Genomic DNA, 1785 nt, shown 5'->3' with positions numbered 1-1785 from the left:
CGACGGTCGTCCCGTATCGGCTAGATGGATGTGGGCAAGCCACATCTTGTGGTCGATCAAAGTCTGGAACGGCTCTTTCTCTTCTTCCATATGGTAAAAGTCGGCCAGCGCCCGAATCTCGGGGCGGTTCACCAGCTCTGCGAAGCGGCTTGCATCCGCGACGCTGTTAATCAAATTGCATTCCCTGCGATTAAGCGGCTCCACCGCCAGCACGACGCCCGTGCCCGCGAATGCGCCGGCGATCCGCTCCAGCAGACGAAGGAACTGCTCCTCTGCCCGGTCCCGCTCCCAGCCGTCCGGCACTCTGCGGGATCGCCCGCTTCCGAGCACCGATATTCGCGCGCCGATCCGATTGAGCGCCTCCGCCGCCAACCCGATGTAACGCTCGATGCGGGGCTCGTCGACATCGGGGCCAACCACCTTCAAATCGGAAGGGAAAAACAAGTTGAAGGCGCTCGCCGGCAATGGACTATCCAAATAACGAGGCAGTTCCTCCCGGAAAGCCCGCTCGTCTTCCAGCTTTAACGCCGTCAAGGCGCATTCGATATAATCGAAGCCCGCATCCCTCAGAAGAGCGGCTTCTTCAATGCCTCTGCACCAGCCGAATGAATACATGGATCGTTCCCCTCTTCCCGTTAGTCCCACTTAATTAGCGTACCGATCATATGCACGTTGGACGACAACATCTCGCGGTACGACTGCTCGGCGTTCAGCCAATGAATCCGTTCGGTAACAAGCGGCTCTATCGAGAGACGTTCGTAATTCAGCAGGTTCAGGAACGCCGTCGCGTCATCCCGCCACGTCCAGAAGCCCGGTCTGGAATCGCCGATCGGATTGCCCGAAATATGCGCCCCCACAACCGTCAGCGCCTTCTTGTGCACGTCGCGGTAGAAGTTGATCGTGCTGTTGCCGCGCGTGCTGCTCAAGATGACGACGCGGCCGAACGTTGCCGCCGTCTCGAAGGCCGTGCCGATCACTTCGGGAGCTCCTGTCCCTTCAATAACGACATGGGGGCCGTTGCCGCCTGTCTCCTGAAGCAGCTTCTCCCGCCAATCGGCTTCGGCCGAGTTCAACGCGATATCGGCGCCGAAGCGCTGCGCCAGCTCGATCCGGTTATCCGCGCGGTCGACGCCGATAACCGGCACCGCCCCGTTCAGCTTGGCAAGCTGCACGGCCAATTGCCCGATAATGCCTAGGCCAAGCACCATGGCCGATTCGCCCAGCTCGATGCGCGCCTTGCGGATGCCTTGCATCGCAATAACGCCGAGCGAGGTGAAGGCCGCCTCCTCGAACGATACGCCGTCCGGAATTTTGGCCGCCCGCGCTTGCCGGATATTGCCGTAGGAGCGGTGAGTAATGCCATGGCAGGCAATCCGGTCGCCCACCTTGAAGTCCGTCACCGCGCTTCCGATCTTCGTCACGACGCCTGCCGAGCTGTAGCCGGGATACATCGGATATTGCCCGGACGTATTCTCCATATTGAGCACGAACGCCCGCTCCGTCCCGGGACTGATCAAGGAAGCGTGCACCTTCACCTGAATTTCCGTCTCTCCCGGCTCTGCCAATTCAAACTCCCGCAGCGCAATCGCGCCCGGCTCCTCGCTTGTCAATACATGATAGTTCATCGTTGTTCACCTGTCCTTATAGGATGCTGATCGGCTTGCGAGTTCTCGCCGATTCATAGATCGCCAATATGATTTGCAATGTTTTCCTTGCTTCGATCCCGTTTACCGCCGGCTCTTCGCCGCGTGCCACGGCTTCGATAAAGTCTTCGAGCTGCCGCTT

At 59.6% G+C, this 1785-nt stretch carries 2 protein-coding genes; both read right to left on the bottom strand.

All coding sequences use genetic code 11. The features are described from left to right. A partial coding sequence (locus PAT3040_RS26530; RefSeq protein WP_108995048.1) for a sugar phosphate isomerase/epimerase family protein occupies positions 1 to 615 on the bottom strand: 615 nt, incomplete at its 3' end. Between the two features lie 20 nt (positions 616 to 635). Then, positions 636 to 1625: a zinc-dependent alcohol dehydrogenase gene (locus PAT3040_RS26525; RefSeq protein ID WP_108995047.1), complete on the bottom strand. Its 990-nt coding sequence runs from the start codon at positions 1623 to 1625 to the stop codon at positions 636 to 638. Between the last annotated feature and the right edge of the window lie 160 nt (positions 1626 to 1785).

The organism is Paenibacillus agaridevorans (assembly GCF_003112455.1).
Taxonomy (GTDB): Bacteria; Bacillota; Bacilli; order Paenibacillales; family Paenibacillaceae; genus Pristimantibacillus; species Pristimantibacillus agaridevorans.
The sequence above is the reverse complement of the archived record's forward strand: the minus strand, read 5'-3'. Positions and strand labels throughout refer to the sequence as shown.

Excerpts from the sequence above, each read along its gene's own strand:
- PAT3040_RS26525 (WP_108995047.1), bottom strand. The coding sequence starts at position 1,625 with ATGAACTATCATGTATTGACAAGCGAGGAGCCGGGCGCGATTGCGCTG.